At 69.9% G+C, this 17,047-nt stretch carries 16 protein-coding genes; 10 read left to right on the top strand and 6 right to left on the bottom strand.

The window, feature by feature from the left end; genetic code table 11:
* Positions 1-132 precede the first annotated feature (132 nt).
* Entirely contained in the window at positions 133-1,458 is a 1,326-nt protein-coding gene (locus ACH45E_RS01910; protein ID WP_361436217.1) for a phosphatase PAP2 family protein, read from the top strand.
* Between the two features lie 31 nt (positions 1,459-1,489).
* Here the strand turns inward: ACH45E_RS01910 and ACH45E_RS01905 are convergent, their stop codons facing one another.
* On the bottom strand, positions 1,490-2,890 hold the full coding sequence (locus ACH45E_RS01905; protein WP_361436220.1) for an aspartate ammonia-lyase: 1,401 nt from the start codon (positions 2,888-2,890) through the stop codon (positions 1,490-1,492).
* A 134-nt stretch (positions 2,891-3,024) separates the two neighbouring features.
* Between ACH45E_RS01905 and ACH45E_RS01900 the strand changes: the two genes are divergently transcribed.
* The 5 genes from ACH45E_RS01900 (at position 3,025) to ACH45E_RS01880 (ending at position 8,276) form a co-directional block, all read left to right on the top strand.
* The gene (locus ACH45E_RS01900) at positions 3,025-4,371 is read left to right on the top strand and encodes a dicarboxylate/amino acid:cation symporter (RefSeq protein WP_361436222.1); all 1,347 of its coding nucleotides are present in this window, start codon (positions 3,025-3,027) and stop codon (positions 4,369-4,371) included.
* Positions 4,368-5,096, top strand: a complete 729-nt coding sequence (locus tag ACH45E_RS01895) for an amino acid racemase (protein ID WP_361436224.1) — start codon at positions 4,368-4,370, stop codon at positions 5,094-5,096. Before ACH45E_RS01900 ends, ACH45E_RS01895 begins: the two co-directional genes overlap by 4 nt.
* Positions 5,097-5,125: 29 nt before the next feature.
* Positions 5,126-5,833, top strand: a complete 708-nt coding sequence (locus ACH45E_RS01890) for a GntR family transcriptional regulator (protein WP_361436226.1) — start codon at positions 5,126-5,128, stop codon at positions 5,831-5,833.
* A 78-nt stretch (positions 5,834-5,911) separates the two neighbouring features.
* Positions 5,912-6,484: a PadR family transcriptional regulator gene (locus tag ACH45E_RS01885; protein ID WP_361436228.1), complete on the top strand. Its 573-nt coding sequence runs from the start codon at positions 5,912-5,914 to the stop codon at positions 6,482-6,484.
* Positions 6,485-6,551: 67 nt separating this feature from the next.
* Positions 6,552-8,276, top strand: coding sequence for an acyl-CoA dehydrogenase family protein (locus ACH45E_RS01880; RefSeq protein WP_361436230.1), 1,725 nt, complete (start codon positions 6,552-6,554; stop codon positions 8,274-8,276).
* Between the two features lie 73 nt (positions 8,277-8,349).
* On the opposite strand, the gene ACH45E_RS01875 is transcribed toward ACH45E_RS01880, so the two are convergent.
* Entirely contained in the window at positions 8,350-9,297 is a 948-nt protein-coding gene (locus tag ACH45E_RS01875; protein ID WP_361436873.1) for an alpha/beta hydrolase, read from the bottom strand.
* Between the two features lie 219 nt (positions 9,298-9,516).
* Between ACH45E_RS01875 and ACH45E_RS01870 the strand changes: the two genes are divergently transcribed.
* Positions 9,517-9,861: a type II toxin-antitoxin system PemK/MazF family toxin gene (locus ACH45E_RS01870; protein ID WP_361436233.1), complete on the top strand. Its 345-nt coding sequence runs from the start codon at positions 9,517-9,519 to the stop codon at positions 9,859-9,861.
* Here ACH45E_RS01870 and ACH45E_RS01865 read toward each other — a convergent pair.
* The 4 genes from ACH45E_RS01865 to modA form a co-directional block, all read right to left on the bottom strand.
* Positions 9,858-10,661, bottom strand: coding sequence for an SDR family oxidoreductase (locus ACH45E_RS01865; RefSeq protein ID WP_361436235.1), 804 nt, complete (start codon positions 10,659-10,661; stop codon positions 9,858-9,860). The two genes, ACH45E_RS01870 and ACH45E_RS01865, sit on opposite strands and share 4 nt — an antisense overlap.
* 96 nt (positions 10,662-10,757) lie before the next feature.
* Positions 10,758-11,858: an ABC transporter ATP-binding protein gene (locus tag ACH45E_RS01860; RefSeq protein WP_399039764.1), complete on the bottom strand. Its 1,101-nt coding sequence runs from the start codon at positions 11,856-11,858 to the stop codon at positions 10,758-10,760.
* The gene (gene modB / locus ACH45E_RS01855; RefSeq protein ID WP_361436237.1) at positions 11,855-12,706 is read right to left on the bottom strand and encodes a molybdate ABC transporter permease subunit; all 852 of its coding nucleotides are present in this window, start codon (positions 12,704-12,706) and stop codon (positions 11,855-11,857) included. Before modB ends, ACH45E_RS01860 begins: the two co-directional genes overlap by 4 nt.
* The gene (gene modA, locus ACH45E_RS01850; RefSeq protein WP_361436239.1) at positions 12,703-13,530 is read right to left on the bottom strand and encodes a molybdate ABC transporter substrate-binding protein; all 828 of its coding nucleotides are present in this window, start codon (positions 13,528-13,530) and stop codon (positions 12,703-12,705) included. The genes modB and modA overlap by 4 nt, the downstream gene beginning before the upstream one ends.
* A 288-nt stretch (positions 13,531-13,818) precedes the next feature.
* Here modA and ACH45E_RS01845 point away from each other — a divergent pair, with 288 nt between their 5' ends.
* From ACH45E_RS01845 to ACH45E_RS01835, 3 genes are all read left to right on the top strand, one after another.
* Positions 13,819-14,301, top strand: a complete 483-nt coding sequence (locus ACH45E_RS01845) for a molybdopterin-dependent oxidoreductase (RefSeq protein WP_361436241.1) — start codon at positions 13,819-13,821, stop codon at positions 14,299-14,301.
* 153 nt (positions 14,302-14,454) lie between these two features.
* Entirely contained in the window at positions 14,455-15,411 is a 957-nt protein-coding gene (locus ACH45E_RS01840; RefSeq protein WP_361436244.1) for a hypothetical protein, read from the top strand.
* Between the two features lie 302 nt (positions 15,412-15,713).
* On the top strand, positions 15,714-16,904 hold the full coding sequence (locus ACH45E_RS01835; RefSeq protein WP_399039942.1) for a S8 family peptidase: 1,191 nt from the start codon (positions 15,714-15,716) through the stop codon (positions 16,902-16,904).
* Positions 16,905-17,047 lie beyond the last annotated feature (143 nt).

Below are 17,047 nucleotides of genomic sequence, written 5' to 3'. Positions count from 1 at the left end.
CCGGGCTCGCATCACCCATAACCAGGGGACCTCACCCGCCCTGCTCCGTTAGCATGTTCGAATTCACGACGATCGCCCCCCATATCCGTCCTGCACTGAAAGGCATCGTGGGTGTTTTCGCGAGAAAACGGGATGATTGCGTCCGCCGTGTGGCGTCAGCCACGGGCGATGCTGTGTGCCACGGCGGGTGTAGCCGTCCTCGGATTCCTCATCGCGCTGGAGGTGGCCGCACGCCGCTACGGCTTACCGGGGCCGATCGCCAGCCAGGCGAGAGAGGTTATATTCCTCCCCAAATCGGGCTTTCTGTTGTACGCCAGTATGGCGTTGATGATGGTGGTGCTCACCCGGCGGGAGCGATTCATCGCGGCTGGTGCCGCGGTCGGCATCGACATCGTGTTCTTGCTGGTGCGGTGGGCGGTCGGCGCCAAGCTGACCGGAGGCCACCCCTTCGGCAACGGCGCGCTGTGGGTGATCCTGGGCTATGCGGTCATCGCTGTCACGCGCCGCACCGGCCAGGAACGGATACTGCTGCTGAAGGGCGTGGGTCTGGCCCTGTTGCTGGTGGCCGGCCGTAAGACCGGCGACACCTGGCTGCTCATCACCTCCAAGACCCGCCCCGCGGTGCTCGACCAGTACGTGGCGACGGCCGATCACGCGCTGGGCGATCCGTCGTGGGTGGTGGGCCGGCTTGTCAGGGCAAGCGGTCCGGTCGGCGCCCATCTCCTCGACTACGTCTACACGCAGCTGCCGGTGGCCGCGGTCGTCGTCGCCATGTACCAGTTGCGCAACGTGGCGGCCGAGCGCCGCTTTCCGCGCCATCATCTGGTACGCACCTTTCTGGCGATCGGCCTCCTCGGGCCGGCCGTCTACATGATCTTCCCGGTGGTCGGACCGGTCTTCGCCTACGGCGCCGACGGCGGGCACTGGGCGGTGGCCAACCTGTGGCCCGACACGCCGCCGCCGGTCAACACCCCGCACCCGATGTCATTCGACGAGATCACACCGCGCAACTGCATGCCCAGCCTGCACACGGCGTGGGCCACCGCGATCTTCATCCACTCCCGCAGGGGTCCGCGCGTTCTGCGCTTCGCGGGCGCGCTCTGGCTGGTCGCCACGCTCTGCGCGACGCTGGGCTTCGGCCTCCACTACGGCGCGGATCTCGTGGCCGGCGCGGTGTTCACGCTCACGATCGAGGCAGCTCTGCGCTCGCACGAACGGGGCTGGGACCGTTCGGGAATCCAGCTGGTCGCCCATGGTACGACGGTGTTCGCCGCACTCCTGGTGTCGTACCGCTTTCTGCCGACGGAGATGGCGGGACATCCATGGGTGTCCGGCCCCCTTCTCATTCTGGCTATGAGCTCAGTGGTCCACGGCTACATACGTGCCACCAGACAATGGGAACCGACGGCCGCACCGGCGGGGCGATCGGAGCCGACACCGCAACGCGAACTGGTGTGAACGAGGTGCATCGGTTGGAGGTGCTCGTCCGTCAGGGCAAGGGCCGAGTGAGGTTCTCGGGCCGCAGGATCGCGTCCAGTTGGTCGATGGTGAGCAAACCGGCTTCGGCGGCGAGATCCTTGATGGTGCGGCCGGTGGTGAGGGCCTGGCGGGCGAGGGCGGTGCCGGCGGCGTAGCCGATGTGCGGGGCGAGCGTGGTCACCAGGCCGACGGAGCGGTTGACCGTGTCCCGGAGGTGTTCGCGGTTGGCGGTGATGCCGGGGACGCAGCGGGTGGCCAGTGTGCCGCAGGCCGCGCGCAAATGGGTCAGGGAGCGCAGCAGGCTGTAGGCGATGACAGGTTCGAAGGCGTTGAGCTGCAGCTGTCCGGCTTCGGCGGCCATGGTGACGGTCAGGTCGTTGCCGATGACCTCGAAGGCGACCTGGTTGACGACTTCGGGGATCACCGGGTTGACCTTGCCGGGCATGATCGACGAACCCGCCTGCACCGGGGGCAGATTGATCTCGCTCAGTCCGGCGGTGGGGCCGGACGAGGCCAGGCGGAGGTCGTTGCATGTCTTGGAGAGTTTGACGGCGACGCGCTTGAGGACACCGGAGAGCTGGACGAAGGCGCCGCAGTCCTGGGTGGCCTCGATGAAGTCGCCCGCGGGCCGGACGCGTTCGCCGCTGATCTGCGCGAGGTACGCGCAGGCGAGTTCGGCGTAGCGGGGATGGCCGTTGATGCCGGTGCCGATCGCGGTGCCGCCGAGGTTGGACTCCAGCAGCAGGGCGGCGGCCTCGTCCAGGCGTTGTCGGTCTTCCTCGATCATGACGGCGTAGGTGGTGAACTCCTGGGCCAGCGTCATGGGGACGGCGTCCTGGAGTTGGGTGCGGCCCATCTTGAGGACGTCGGTGAATTCCCCCGCCTTCGCGCCGAAGGCATCGGCCAGCACATTCATGGAGCCGTCGAGCCCGCGCAGTGAGGTGACCAGGGCCAGCCGGACGGCGGTGGGATAGACGTCGTTGGTGCTCTGGCCGAGGTTGACGTGGTCGAGTGGGTGGATCACGTCGTAGCAGCCACGCGGATGGCCCAGGATCTCCAGGGCCCGGTTGGCGATGACCTCGTTGGCGTTCATGTTCGTCGAGGTGCCGGCCCCGCCCTGGACGGGGTCGACGACGAATTGGCCGGTCAGCCCTCCGGCGCGGATCTCCTGGCATGCGACGGTGATCACTTCGGCGATGTCCGGCGGCAGCAGGCCCAGGTCGCGGTTGGCCTGCGCGGCCGCCTGCTTCACCGCGGCCAGCGACGTGATCAGGTCGGGGAACCGGGCGATGGTCGATCCGGTGATCGCGAAGTTCTCCACGGCCCGCACGGTGTGCACGCCGTAGTAGGCGTCGGCGGGGACCTCCTTGTCTCCCACCAGGTCGTGCTCCATGCGTGTGGCCTGCGTCATCTGATGCTCCTTGTCATTACCGACGGACGTGAGCCGGGTGCCGGTGCGTGCCCCCTTGACAGGCGACCGCTCCAGGGCCCAGTGTTACCGCCCAACATGCAGAACGCAATATATTGCACATGGCAGGAGCATCCATGAACACTGCACCCACCGGCCTCACCAGCGCAGACACCCCACCGAGCCGTCGGCCTTCAGGGTTCTGGCGGCGTTGTCTGAAGATGCCGATCGGCATCCAGTCGGTCATCGCCGTCGGCCTCGGAGCCCTCGTCGGATCCCTCGCCCCGGCCGCGGGCGAGCAGATGAAGATCCTCGGGGATGTGTTCCTGAACCTCGTGCAGGTCGTCGTCCTGCCCCTGGTCTTCCCGCTGATCGTGCTGGGCATCGCCCGCATGGAGTCGGTCAAGAAGGTCGGCCGGATCGCCGGCAAGGCCATCCTCTACTTCGAGCTCGTCACCACCGTCATCCTGCTGATCGCGGTGGGTCTGGCCAAGCTCACGGGCATCGGCAAGGGCGCCCCCGTCCGTGGGGCCGACGCCAAGGGCCTGGACGGCCTGAGCCAGGGCATCGACTTCCACGAGCTGGTCCTGCACGCCGTGCCGAAGAACATCTTCGCCGCGTTCGGCGAGGGCAACCTGCTCGGCGCGATCGTCTTCGCCCTCCTCGTAGGTGTCGCCATGGCCGCGATCGGGGAGAAGGCCCAGCCCTTCGCCTCGGTGCTGGAGTCCGTCGCCGCGGTGATGTTCAAGGTCGTCGGCTACGTCATCCGGGTCGCACCGCTGGGCGTGCTCGGCTTCATCTCCTACGACGTCGCCCACTACGGCTTCGGCAACCTGCGCAGCCTGCTCGGCTTCGTCGCCGTCGTCTACGCGGGCCTGGCCATCGTCGTCGGCGTGCTCTTCCCGCTCATCGCCACGATCTACCGCATCCGCTACGTCGAGTTGCTGAAGTCGATCGCGGGGCTCGCCGGGATCGCCTTCGTCACCCGCAGCTCAGAGTCGGTGCTGGCCCCGCTGATGGGCAGGCTCGAGGCGTTCGGTGTCAGCCGCTCGACGACCTCGTTCGTCGTCCCGCTCGGCTACTCCTTCAACACCGACGGCTCCGTCCTCTACCAGGCCGCCGCCCTGGTCTTCCTCGCCAACGCCTATGGCGCCGACACGTCCCTGCCCGCCCTGCTGCTCATGGTCGGCGTGCTGGTGATCCTCTCCAAGGGCATGGCCGGTGTCGCCTCCGCCTCCCTCGTCGTCCTCATCGCCGCCGGCAATTCCATGGGCCTGCCCGCCGAGGGAATCGCTCTGCTCCTCGGCGTGGACTTCATCGTCGACATGGCCCGCACCGGTGTGAACGTCATCGGCAACTCGCTGGCCGCCGCCGTCGTCGACAGCTCGGAGAACCGGCGTGAGGCCAAGCGCGGCAGCCGCGACACCGTCCACACACCGACCGCGCCCAAGGCCACGGCCCTGCAGAAGGAGACCGCACGGTGAGCACCCCCGCCCCCACCACCGAGGTCATCGGCATCCTGGGCGGGATGGGCCCGGCGGCCACCGCCGACTTCTACGCCAAGCTCGTGGCGACCACCCCCGGCTCCAGCGACCAGGACCACCTCCGGACGGTCATCTGGTCCGACCCCACCATCCCCGACCGCACCGAGGCCCTGCTGGGCGACGGACCCGACCCCACCCCCTGGCTCGTCGACGGCAGCCGCGTCCTGCGCGAGGCCGGCGCCACCCTCATCGCGATTCCCTGCAACACCGCACATGCCTTCGTGCCGCGCATCGCCGGCCACGTCGGTCTGCCCATCGTCCACATGATCGGCGAAGTCGCCCGGCACCTGACCACGCTGAGCCCGCGCATCCACACCGCCGGACTGCTGGCCACCACCGGCACCGTCCGTGCCGGCCTGTACCAGGAGTGGCTGGACCGCTCCGGGATCCGCCTCGTACTGCCTGACACCACCAGCCAGGACCAGGAGGTCATGCCGGCCATCCGCGCGGTGAAGGCCGGCATCCGCGACGACACGTCGAGCGCGCTCCTGGCCCGCGCCGCGGAGCGCCTGACCGGACAAGGCGCGCAGGCGGTCATCGCGGGCTGCACCGAGATCCCCCTCGGACTGCCCGGCGATGCCGTGGACGTCCCCCTGATCGACCCCGCGCTCATCCTCGCCCAGGCCCTGGTTCGCCGGGTCAGAGCCCGGAATGCAGCCGACTAGGCAGAGGAGAGCGATGTATTGTACGCAATATGTCACTCGACCGCCCTGTTTCCCGTCGACTCCTCAGTGACGAGGTCTTCGACCGCCTGCGCGACTCCATCGTGCGCGGCGAACTCGTCCCCGGCGAGAAGGTCAAGGACGGCGAACTCGCCGAGCGCCTCGGCCTCAGCCGCACCCCGGTGCGCGAGGCGCTCGCCCGGCTCGCCGACATCGGCCTGGTCGAAGCCAAACCCGGCGTCTACACCCGCGTCACGACGCTCAACCGCCGTGACGTCGAGAAGACCCTCGCCGTCCTGCGCTCCCTCGACCAGCTCGCCGTCGAGACGGCCGTCCCGGTCATGACCGAGCAGGACCTGCGGCGCATGCGCGAGGCCAACCGCGACTTCGAACGGGCCGTCGCCGCCAACGACACCACCGCCGCGCTCGCCGCCGACGACCATTTCCACGCCGTCCCCATCACGGCCGCGGACAATCCCGTGCTCAGCCGGATCGTGGAGCAGCTCCACCCCCAGATCCACCGCATCCTCTACCGCAAGTTCTCCACCTTGCTCGGCGGCCGCAACACCATCGAACACCACGACCAGCTCATCGACGTATGCGCCGGCGGCGACGCCCGCGCCGCCGCCGAACTCTCCGGACACCACTGGTCCGAACTCGGCGGACATATCAACCAGCTCTTCGACACCAACCAGTTCGCCGAGGCAGCCACCGGTCAGGACGCCGGCCCCTGTCGGTGAGAGCCGTCCGGGGTGAGCCGCGTCGCATCGGCGCGGACGGGCTTGCTGTGCAACGAGTTGCATAGCAAGATCGGCGTCGTGGCGCTCGAACACGCGATTTTGGTGTCGCTTCTGGAGAAGCCGGGATCAGGCTATGAGCTGGCCCGGCGCTTCGAGCGGTCCATCGGCTACTTCTGGACCGCGAGACACCAGCAGATCTACCGCGTGCTCAAGCGCATGGAGGACGACGGCTGGGTCGACGTCCGGGACGTCCCGCAGCAGGGCCGGCCGGACAAGAAGGAGTACAGCGTCGCCGACCTCGGCCGGGCCGCGCTGTCCTCCTGGTTGCGCGATCCGATCGAACCGGAGAGCGTCCGCCACGACCTGGCCGTGAAGATCCGGGGCGCCGCCTTCGACGACCCGGCCGCACTGATCCACGAGGTGGAACGGCACCGGCAGGCGCACCGTGACCGGCTGGCGCACTATCTCGCAGGAGAGGCAAGGGACTTCACGGGGCCCGAGGCGAGCGCGGCCGGTCCGCAGGTGCCGCTCGACGCGGAGCGGGAACTCCAGCACGTCGTACTGCGCGGCGGCATCGCGTACGAGCGGATGATGATCGACTGGCTGGACGACGTGCTCGCCACGCTGGCCCGGTTCGGTCCGGGCCGCTGATCGCCGCCGCACCCTTGGCCGGTCCTCCCGGCTCCCACCCGCCCACCAGCCGAAAGGCGTCATCACCATGGCTGACCAGCTGCTGTTCAACCCGCGGACGTACGACCCCGCACACTTCGACCCCGAGACGCGCCGCCTGCTGCGTGCCACCGTCGACTGGTTCGAGGAGCGTGGGAAGGGGCGGCTGATCGAGGACTACAGGACCCGCGCGTGGCTTGCCGACTTCCTCGCCTTCGCAGCGAAGGAGAACCTGTTCGCCACCTTCCTGACGCCGTCGTCCGCCGCGGGGGAGGGGGAGCCGGACAAGCGGTGGGACACGGCCCGGATCGCCGCGCTCAACGAAATCCTGGGCTTCTACGGCCTGGACTACTGGTACGCCTGGCAGGTCACGATCCTCGGCCTCGGACCGGTCTGGCAGAGCGACAACGCCGCCGCCCGCACCCGCGCCGCGGAACTCCTCTCCCAGGGAGAGGTGTTCGCGTTCGGCCTGTCCGAGAAGGCCCACGGCGCCGACATCTACTCCACCGACATGCTGCTCGAGCCCGACGGCGACGGCGGCTTCCGGGCCACCGGCTCCAAGTACTACATCGGCAACGGCAACGCCGCCGGACTCGTCTCCGTCTTCGGCCGCCGCAGCGACGTCGAGGGGCCCGACGGCTACGTGTTCTTCGCCGCCGACAGCCGGCACCCGGCCTACCACCTGGTCAAGAACGTCGTCGACTCCTCGAAGTTCGTCAGCGAGTTCCGCCTGGAGGACTATCCCGTAGCGGCCGGGGACATCCTGCACACAGGCCGCGCGGCCTTCGACGCCGCCCTCAACACCGTCAACGTCGGCAAGTTCAACCTGTGCACCGCCTCGATCGGCATCTGCGAGCACGCGATGTACGAGGCCGTCACCCACGCCCACAACCGCGTCCTCTACGGCCGCCCCGTCACCGGTTTCCCGCACGTGCGGCGCGAGCTGACCGACGCGTACGTCAGGCTCGTCGGCATGAAGCTCTTCAGCGACCGCGCTGTCGACTACTTCCGCTCCGCCGGCCCGGACGACCGACGCTATCTGCTGTTCAACCCGATGACGAAGATGAAGGTGACCACGGAGGGTGAGAAGGTCATCGACCTGATGTGGGACGTCATCGCGGCCAAGGGCTTCGAGAAGGACAACTACTTCGGCCAGGCCGCCGTGGAGATCCGCGGTCTGCCGAAGCTCGAGGGCACGGTCCACGTCAACCTGGCGCTGATCCTGAAGTTCATGCGCAGCCACCTCCTCGACCCGGTCGACTACCCCGGCGTGCCGACCCGCCTCGACGCGGCCGACGACGACTTCCTGTTCCGGCAGGGACCGGCCCGCGGCCTCGGCTCGGTACGCTTCCACGACTGGCGGCCCGCCTTCGACGCGTACGCGCACCTGCCCAACGTGTCCCGCTTGCGTGAACAGGCCGACGCACTCTGCGAGTTCGTCGCCACGGCTGCCCCCGACGCGGAGCAGAGCCGCGACCTCGACCTCGTCCTCGCGGTCGGTCAGCTCTTCGCCCTCGTCGTACACGGGCAGCTCGTCCTGGAGCAGGCCGCCCTGACCGGACTCGACGAGGACGTGCTCGACGAGCTCTTCGCCGTCCTCATACGCGACTTCTGCGCGCACGCCGTCGAGCTGCACGGCAAGGACTCGGCGACCGAAGAGCAGCAGACCTGGGCCCTGGGTGCGCTCCGGCGGCCGGTCGTCGACGAGGCGCGCACGGAGCGGGTCTGGCAGCGGGTCGAGGCGTTGTCCGGCGCGTACGAGATGGCTCCGTAGGCGCGCCTGTGCGTCACCGGTGGCCGGGCCGCGTGGGGCCGGCCACCGGTGGGCAACCGATGGTCATCACAGCTCAGGGACAGGCCTTGAGGAATTCGATGAGGGCCGCGTTCACTTCGTGCGGGCGTTCCTGCTGGGTCCAGTGTCCGCAGCCCGCCAGTTCGAGCGGCCCGCGCCGGAGGCTGGGCATCAGTTCGGGGAGTTTCTCGATGAGTTCGGGTGTGCCGGGGAAGGCGGGGACGGGGTCGCGGTCGCCGTAGATGTACAGGGCGGGGCGGGTGATGACCGCGCCGTGCCACGGAGCGGTGAGTTCCCAGTTGCGGTCGAGGTTGCGGTACCAGTTGAGGGCCCCGGTGAAGCCCTGGGAGAAGCTTTCGGTGAGTGCGTCGAGGTCGTCCTCGGTGAGCCACTCCGGCAGTACCCCGGGGTCCGGCATGCTCGCGAGCCAGCCCTGCCCGGGGTGGACCAGGGGCTGCTTGACCTCGCCGGAGCGGGCCGCGTCGCCGGAGGCCGAGAAGAGGAACTTACGCAGCGCGGTGCGGGTGTCCGCGGCGAACTCGGCGTCGGCGACGCCGGGGCGGTTGAAGTAGTTCCAGTAGAACCGGCCGCCGAACCTCTCCTCCATGGCGGCCAGCGGAGCCCGTGTCCCCCGGAACGGGGGCGGCACGCTCAGGCCGGCCACCCCGAGCACCATGTCCGGCCGCAGCAGCGCGGTGTGCCAGGCGACCGGCGCGCCCCAGTCGTGCCCGACGACGTACGCCTTCTCCTCGCCCAGGGCCTGGACCAGCCCGACGACGTCGCCCACCAGGTGGAGGATGGTGTACGCGTCGACATCGCCGGGGTGATCGCTGCGTCCGTACCCCCGTTGATCCGGGGCTACCACGCGGAAGCCCGCGTCGGCGAGAGGGCCGAACTGGTGCTGCCAGGAGTGCCATGACTCGGGGAAGCCGTGCAGGAGCACCACCAGCGGGCCGTCGCCCTGCTCGGCGATGTGCAGCCGAACGCCGTTCACGTCCACCATTCGATGCTCAACCATGCTCACGAGCCTACGTGCCTCGCCCTGCGGTCGCCGGGAGGCGGTCCGGCCGCTGGCTGTCCGAACGAGCTGGTGCTGTGACCGCGAAAGTTCACCGGGTTCGCTGGCCGCTGCGACCGCTGGACTGGTTGGATTACGGCAGACAATGAGGTGTTCGGTCCGGGGCGTGCAAGGTTCCCCCGCGATCCTGCGTCGGGAGGGCACATGCAGCGCGGCGAGGTCTGGTTGGCGGACTTTGACGAGCGGCGGCCGGTAGTACTGCTGTCAGGAGACGAAGCGTCCGGGTTCCGAGCGATCCAGGTCGTCGCTCCTGCGGGGACCGAGATCAGCGGTGTGGCCGTCGAGGTGGCAGTGGGGGCGCCCGAGGGGCTGCCTCTCGAGGGCGTCCTTCGAGTGGCGCTGCCACGTCCCGGTCTTGTCCCGTGCACTTGGCTGGTCACGCTGGCCCAGGAAGATCTGACCGAGCAGGTGGGAGTCTTGTCGTCGGCGAAGCTCGGCGAGATCGAGGATGCCCTCCGTGCCGGTGGACTCGAGCAGGCGGCGCACTAGGCGAATCCGCCGTTGCTCTTGAGAAGTTGTCCGTTGATCCACTGACCCTCCGGTGAGCAGAGGAAGTCGACGAGGTGGGCGGTGTCCTGCGGGGTGCCGAGACGGCCCAGCGGCGTCTGGCGCAGCAGGAACGCGCGCCCTTCGTCCGTCATCCAACCGGTGTCCACCGGCCCCGGGTTGATGACGTTGGCGGTGATGCCGAGGTGAGCGAGTTCGTGCGCGGCGGCCAGGGTGATGCGGTCCAGTGCGCCCTTGCTCGCGCCATAGGGAAGATTGCCGACGGTGTGGTCGCTGGTGAGCGCGATGATCCGGCCGCTGCCCGGGGCGGCGGCGAAGCGACGGCCGTACTCGCGGATCAGCAGCCAGGTGGCGCGGGCATTGACCGCGAAGTGCCGGTCGAAGCTCTCGACAGTGGTGTCGAGCAGACCTGAGTCGACCGACTCGCAGTGGCACATCACCAGGGCGGTGACGCTGCCCAGACTGCGTTCGACCTCGTCGAAGACACGGGCCGGAGTGTCCGGGTCGGCAAGGTCCGCCTCGACGGCCGTGGTGGCGGCACCGTGTTCGGTGAGGGCGTCGGTGATCGCCCTGGTCGCGCCGGGCTCGCGGCCCCAGGTCATGCGCTCGTCGTATGGGGTCCAGTAGGTGAAGGCGACGTCCCAGCCGGCGGCGGACAACCGGCGGGCGATACCCGCGCCGATGCCGACGGTGCGCCCCACCCCGGTGATGAGGGCGACCGGGCGCGCCGAGGGGTGGGCCTGACGGGGAGCGGGGTGTCCTTGGGGATTGTTCGTTGTCACGGTCCGAGATCGTCCATGATGAGAACCGGCGGAGCAACCGCCTTTTCGGCAGCCGGAGTCCGGGGCGGCGGTGCCGTTCTGGCTCCGTGAGTGTCCTCAGGCCGGGTACGCGTGTGTCTGGGTCGCCTTGACCGTCGCCCAGACCGTGGCTCCTGGGCGGAGGTCGAGTTCGGCGGCGGCGACCGTGGTGAGGTCGGCGACCAGGGACAGGTCGCCGGTCAGCGCGGCGCGGATCTGGTCGCCGTGGGTCTCCAGTCCGGTGACCTCGCAGCGCCAGAGATTGCGGGCGCTGGAGCCGGTGGGGCGGTCGCGGTGGAGGGTGACCGCGCTGGGCGGGAAGGCGACGAAGACCGGGCCGGTGAGATCTTCCGTGCCGGTGATCCCGGCGCCGCCGTCGATGCGGACCGTGTGCCCTTCGGCCTGGCCCCGGTAGAGGTTGAGGCCCACCAGGTGGGCGATGTAGTCGGTGCGCGGGCGGCGTCCGATGTCTGAGGGCGTGCCCTGCTGGACGATACGGCCGTCCTCTATGACGACGAGGTGGTCGGCAAGGACCATGGCGTCCAGCGGGTCGTGTGTGACGAGCACGGCCACGGCCTCGAACTCGGCCAGATGGCGGCGGAGTTGGGCGCGGACGTCGAGACGGGTGCGGGCGTCGAGCGCGGCGAGGGGCTCGTCCAGGAGCAGCAGGCGCGGGCGGGTGGCCAGGGCGCGGGCGAGGGCGACGCGCTGGGCCTGGCCGCCGGAGAGGCGGCGGGGCCTGGCGCCGGCGTGGGCGGCGAGGCCCATGCGGTCCAGCCACTCGGCGGCCTGGGTACGGGCCTCCGCCTTGGTGGCGCCGTGGCAGCGCGGGCCGAACGCGACGTTGTCCAGGGCGGTGAGGTGCGGGAAGAGCAGGTAGTCCTGGAAGACGACGCCGACCCGGCGGGACTCCGGGGGAGTACGGTCCAGCTCCGCGCCGTCGAGCCGCAGATGGCCGCCCGTGAGCGGGACGAGACCGGCGAGCGCCCGCAGGGCGGTCGTCTTTCCCGCGCCGTTGGGCCCGAGGAGCGCGACGACGTCACCCGGCGCCGCGGTCAGTGCCACGTCGAGGCGGAAGGAGCCGCGCGCGACCACCAGCCGGGCGTCGAGCCCCTCACCGGCCGGGGCGTGGGCGGCGGCGTCCCGCATGGGCTTCGTGGTCTTCTCCGTGCCGGTCATGAGGCGGTCATCCAGCGGTCGCGCAGGCCGGCCAGCACCGCGATGGACACGGTCAGCAGGACCAGGCTGAGGGCGATGGCCGTCTCCGGGTCGTTCTGGAGGGCGAGGTAGACGGCGAGGGGCATCGTCTGCGTACGGCCGGGGAAGTTGCCGGCGAAGGTGATCGTCGCGCCGAACTCGCCGAGCGCGCGGGCCCAGGCCAGAACGGCACCGGCGGCCACGCCGGGGGCGATGAGCGGCAGCGTGACCCGGCGGAACGCGGTGAACCGGGAGGCGCCCAGGGTGGTCGCGGCCTCCTCGTAGCGCGGGTCGGCCGCCCGCAGCGTGCCCTCCACACTGATGACGAGGAACGGCATCGCCACGAACGCCTCGGCCACCACGACCCCGGCCGTGGTGAACGGCAGCGTGACCCCGAACCAGGCGTCCAGCCACTGCCCCACGACCCCGTTGCGGCCGAGCGCCATCAGCAGCGCCACACCGCCGACCACCGGCGGCAGCACGAGCGGCAGGGTGACCAACGCCCGGACGAGCCCGCGTCCCGGGAACTCGACCCGTGCCAGCAGCCAGGCCAGCGGCACCCCGAGCACCAGACTCACCGCGGTCGCGGCCGTCGCGCACACCAGGGACAGCCGCAGCGCCTGCCACACCTCGGCGCTGGTCAGCAGGTCGGGCATGCTCCGCCAGGGAGCCCGGAGCAGCAGGGCGACGAGCGGGAGGACCAGGAACGCCAGGCCGATCAGCGCGGGCAGCAGGAGGGGCAGCGGGGCGCCCCCGCGGACGCGCCGCTGCCGCGGGCCACCGGTGAGGGTGTCCGCGGCGTCGGCGTGGTCCGTGGAAGGAGAGGTCACGGCTTGAGGAACCCGGCTTCGGTCAGGACCTTCTGGCCCTCGGCGGACTGCACCAGGGCCATGAACGCCTTGGCGGTGCCGGCGTTCTTCGAGTCCTTGAGCAGGGTGATCGGGTAGTCGTTGACGGCCTTGGCCGATTCGGGGAACTCCACGCCCTCCACCTTGTCACCCGCGGCCTTCACATCGGTCTTGTAGACGACCGCGGCGTCCGCTTCCTTCAGCACCACCTTGTTCAGGGCGGCCTTGACGTCCTGCTCGTAGGAGACCGGGGTGAGCTTGAGCTTGCTGGCCTCCAGGGCCTTCTGGGCGGCGGCACCGCACGGCACCGTCTTGTCGCACAGTACGGCCTTCAGGCCGGACTTGGTGAGGTCCTTCAGGGAGGCGACCTTGTCGGGGTTGCCCGGCAGGGTGGCGATCTCCAGCTGGTTGCGCACGAAGGTGGCGGGCGTGCCGGCCGCGTCACCCTTGTCCGTGACGATCTTCATCGTCTTCGGGCTCGCCGAGGCGAACACATCGGCCGGGGCGCCAGCGGTGATCTGGGCGGCGAGGGTGTCGCTGCCGCCGAAGCTGAAGGTGACCTTCGTGCCCGGGTGCTCCTTCTCGAACTCCTTGCCCAGCGTCGTGAAGCTCTCCTTCAGCGAGGCCGCGGCGAACACGGTCACCGTGCCGGACAGCTTGTCGGACGAGGACGCCGAAGCGGAGGAGTCCGACTTCGTGGAGGAGTCCGAGTCGGACGACGAGCAGGCGCTCAGCGCCAGCAGGGCGGCGGCGCCTGCGCCGGTCGCCTGAAGCATGCGGCGGGTCCGGCGCGCGGAACGGGTCATCACGGGTCCACTCCCTCAAGGTCCTGACGGACTCATCTACGGTCTTTCGACGACCACGTCGGTCGACTTGGTCACGGCAACCGCCGCAACACCGCTCACGTCTCGCGGGCGTGACCCGGGAGGGCCGGCCCGGGGACGATCCGGCGGAATGCGTCGATCATAGCGCCGCAGCTGCGGGCTGATAGGGCCCTGTTCCATGGCATCAGCAGGGCCAATGGTCCCTGGTGCTGGTATATGCGTTTGTGTGGCAGGCGTGTGCGGGTACGGTCATGCGGGAGGTGGTAGCCCGTGAGCCAGTCCCTCGCAGCGGCCGGTACGGCCGCCGGCCCGATGGCGGAACTCGCCCTCACCGGTGATCTGGACCGCCCGGCCCGGCTGACCGTCCCCGACCTCCTCGCCTGGCCCCAGCACCGGGCAGAGGTCGCGTTCGAGTGCGCCACCAGCGGCGTCCAGCACCACCGCTTCACCGGACCACTCCTGCACGACGTCCTCATGGACGCGGGCCCCGTCTTCGACCCCGCCCGCCGCAAGGACCGCCTGCGCTTCCTGATCGCCGTACGCGGCGCGGACGGCCACCACGCCCTGCTGTCCTGGGCGGAGATCGACCCCGACTTCGGCCGGGCCCCGGTCCTGCTCGCGGTCACGCTCGACGGCACCCCGCTCGACCGCGCCGGTTCCCAGCTGGTGCTGCCCCAGGACCGCTGCGGCGCCCGCTACATCAGCGGGATCGAGGCGATACGCGTGGACGGCGGATACGCCGCGTGGGCCTGACCGCGATGCCCAGCCGGGTACGCCGCGAAGACCGGAGTGGACCTGTGGATGTCCGTATCGCCATACGGGCAAGTAACCCAAGGTGAGACGTGTAATCCATAACGATGTCGGCTCGGGGCTTGTGTGATTCCTCGTCCCCTTTAGCTTCCCGTCATGGCCATTCTTTCAAGTCGTCGCAGAAGGTCCCGCCTTGCCCCGGAACTCGACGACCGGGACCTGGGCAAGCTGCTGAAGTCCCTGCGGGCGATCACGAGGTCGGGGACGATCGCGACGACGGACCTGTGCGTGGCGCAGATCTCCCGTCTGCTGGAGCGGGACCCGGGCGACTGGGACCGCCGGGCGCACCGCATGGGAGTCCTGGCGGAGTTCCTGGCCGGATCGCATCTGCCGCGCTCCTGGGCCAAGCGCGAGCCGCGCAGCGCGGACGCACTCGTGCTGTACGCGTGGAGCGAGGTGGTCCGAGCCCGCTCCCAGGGGAGCCTGGAGGACACGGCCGGCGTGATCGACAGCTGTTTCCGGGCCGCCGAGCTCGCCCCGGAGGACCCCACCCCCTGGGTGGTCGCCCTGGCGGCGGCCCGCCTGGAACGCTGGGAGCAGCCGCAGGTGTTCGGGGTGTGGAACGAGGTCCTCGTGCGCGACCGCTGGAACCGCGAGGCCTACCAGCACATGCTGGGCTATCTCACCCCGGAGGAAGCGGGGTCGCGCCTGCAGGTTCTGGAGTTCGTGGACGCCCTGCGCGCGCGCATGCCCGCGAACGTGCCCTGCGTGGCGACGGAACTCACCGCCCAGGTCTTCCAGTACCACTCCGTCCTCGGCCGGGGAGGCTTCGAAGCGCTGGTGGCGCGGAACCACTGGTCCCAGATGATGGCCGCCCAGGCCCTCGACCACGTGGCCCACGCCTGGGTGCAGCCGGGACTGCTCCGGCACGCCAAGGCACTCGCCGACCTCAACACCCTGGCCTACGCGCTGATGGCCGCCGACCGGCGCCACGAGGCCCGTGCGGCCTTCGAGGCACTCGGCGGCGTCGTCACCCCCTGGCCCTGGCGGGTGGGCGGCGACCCGCTGGACGAGTTCGAGCAGGCGCAGCGCAGAGCGTTGGCCGGCGGGTGATCACGCCTTCCGGTGAACGGCCCGCGCGTGAGCGGACGGTGAAGAAATCGGCACGGATAATTCGGGGCTGTTCCTTGGTGATTCAACCAGCGTGAAGCGCTGCACGTTTGCGCGCGGGTTGCTTCGTATGTGCGTGAATCCTGTGGAGATCGATCATTCGTGAGCCGTCATGCCCACATCCAGGGATTGATCTGCTCGCGACAAGTCGGCACTCTCCTGAGCACGCGCAGCGCTGCCGTTCGAACGCGAACCCCCCACTCCACTTCACGAGGAGACCCCTCTTGACGGCGCATCACCAACGCATGGGCAAGGCCAAGACCGCAACCGCGATCGCGGCCGCCGCAACCGTCGCCGGTACCGCCTTCTACGTGTCCCCCGTCGCCCAGGCGGGACAGCCCGCGGAGGGCACGGTCTACGGGCTGAACGCCGAAGGAGCCGTGGCCGGCAGCTACATCGTCCTTCTGGACGAGAAGGCGTCCCCGGCGGCCGAACGGGACCTGGCCACCGAGTACGGCGGCGAGATCAGCCGCACCTACGGCTCGGCGGTCAACGGCTTCTCCGCCGGCAGCCTCACCGAGACGGAGGCCAAGCGCCTCGCCGCGGACCCCGCGGTGGCCACGGTGGTCCAGAACAAGAAGTTCCACATCGATGCCACCCAGGACAACCCGCCGTCCTGGGGTCTGGACCGCATCGACCAGAAGGACACGGCCGGCGACGGCAAGTACACCTACCCGGACAAGGCCGGGGAAGGTGTGACCGCCTACGTCATCGACACCGGCGTACGCATCAGCCACAAGGACTTCGAAGGCCGCGCCGGTTACGGGTACGACGCCGTCGACAAGGACAACACCGCCGACGACGGCAACGGCCACGGCACCCACGTGGCCGGCACCATCGCCGGCGCCGCCCACGGGGTGGCCAAGAAGGCCAAGATAGTGGCGGTCAGAGTCCTCGACGACAACGGCTCCGGGACCACCGAGCAGGTCGTCGCCGGCATCGACTGGGTGACCAAGAACCACCACGGCCCCTCGGTGGCCAACATGAGCCTCGGCGGAGGCGCGGACCCCGCTCTCGACGAGGCGGTCAAGAAGGCCATCGCCTCTGGTGTCACCTTCGCGGTCGCCGCCGGCAACGAGACGGCGGACGCGGGGCAGAGTTCACCGGCCCGCGTGCCCGAGGCCATCACGGTCGCCTCCAGCACCAAGGACGACGCCCAGTCGGACTTCTCCAACTTCGGCAAGGCCGTGGACCTGTACGCGCCCGGCTCGGACATCACCTCCGACTGGAACGACAGCGACCAGGGGACCAAGACGATCTCCGGCACCTCCATGGCCACCCCCCACGTCACCGGAGCCGCCGCCGTCTACCTGGCCGGACACCCGGACGCCACGCCCGCCCAGGTCGCCACCGCGCTCACCGGCGGGGCGACCAGCGACAAGATCACCAACCCGGGCGGCGGAACGCCCAACAAACTGCTGAAGGTGACCGAGTAGGCTCACGAGGACACCACAGCCCGGCGGGGGGGCCCCGGGGGGGCGGGGGGGCCCCCCCCCCCCGGGGGCCCCCCCCCCGGGCACGGTTGCCGGGGGGGGGTCTAAGAAGGGTGTACGGGGGGAACCGCAGGCGCAGAACCCCC

The organism is Streptomyces sp. NPDC020299 (assembly GCF_044387825.1).
In the GTDB taxonomy this organism is placed as follows: Bacteria; Actinomycetota; Actinomycetes; order Streptomycetales; family Streptomycetaceae; genus Streptomyces.
This window is presented reverse-complemented; position numbering and strand designations above follow the sequence as displayed.